This is a genomic window from Streptococcus sp. GMD4S (assembly GCF_000296955.1).
In genome coordinates this window covers 1-878 of sequence record NZ_AJRE01000307.1, presented here as the reverse complement: position 1 = coordinate 878, position 878 = coordinate 1, and the positions used below count along the sequence as shown (strand labels likewise).

2 protein-coding genes and 1 pseudogene are annotated in these 878 nt (G+C 40.9%); all 3 read right to left on the bottom strand.

All coding sequences use genetic code 11. From position 1 onward, the window contains the following. Positions 1-64, bottom strand: a pseudogene (locus tag GMD4S_RS14015) (TCP-1/cpn60 chaperonin family protein); the annotation flags it as partial. 15 nt (positions 65-79) lie between these two features. Next, positions 80-364 carry a co-chaperone GroES gene (gene groES, locus GMD4S_RS09555; RefSeq protein WP_000917334.1) on the bottom strand — a complete coding sequence of 95 codons (285 nt, stop codon included), beginning with the start codon at positions 362-364 and terminating at the stop codon, positions 80-82. Between the two features lie 284 nt (positions 365-648). Continuing rightward, the coding region (locus GMD4S_RS09550) for a single-stranded DNA-binding protein (protein ID WP_000630819.1) at positions 649-878 on the bottom strand (230 nt) is incomplete at its 5' end.

Below are 878 nucleotides of genomic sequence, written 5' to 3'. Positions count from 1 at the left end.
GGATATCGACACCACGGACCATAGCTGAACGAGCATCAGATGAAAATTTAATTTCTTTTGACATACTTACTTTCTCCTTCTATTCTTCAATGATTGCCAAGATGTTAGCTTCACCAACGATGATATACTTTTCATCTCCATCTTTGACATCAATACCCGCATGTGCTTCAACTAAGACACGGTCTCCAGCCTTAACGCTTGGAGCAACCAAGTCACCATTCAAGGTACGAACACCTTGTCCTGTAGCTATAACTTGGGCTGTTTTTGTTTGTTCTTGGGCTGAGCCTGCAAGGACAAAGCCTCCAACAGTTTGTTCTTTTTCTTCGATTTTCAAGACCACACGGTCTCCTAATGGTTTCAACATTTGCTTTCCTCCATGATGACATACATATTATTAGCACTCTTTATATCTGAGTGCTAAATTATAGTTCTATTGTATCACTTGGTCAGAAATAGTCAAGAAAAAAGTCTGACTTTCTCAATATAAAAAAGCCTGAGACCAACTCAGACTTCTCAATGTTTATACCAAGATCAAACTAAGAAGCTAGCCGTAGGTTGCTCAAAACAGTGTTTTGAGGTTGTAGATAAGACTGACGAAGTCAGTTACCTATACCAGCTGACGTGGTTTGAAGAGATTTTCGAAGAGTATTAAAATGGCAATTCTTCCTCTTCCAAGACCAAATCTGCCAAATCCTGTCCTGCGTTATTTTCACGCATGGCACGTTGGGCACGGCTTTCTAAAAGTTGGAATCCTGTGGCAAGAACTTCAGTCACGTAGTTCATCTGGCCATTTTTCTCAAAGCGACGGGTACGAAGTTCTCCATCCACAGAGATAAGACTACCTTTAGTTGCGTAGCTTGCCAAGGTTTCAGCCAATT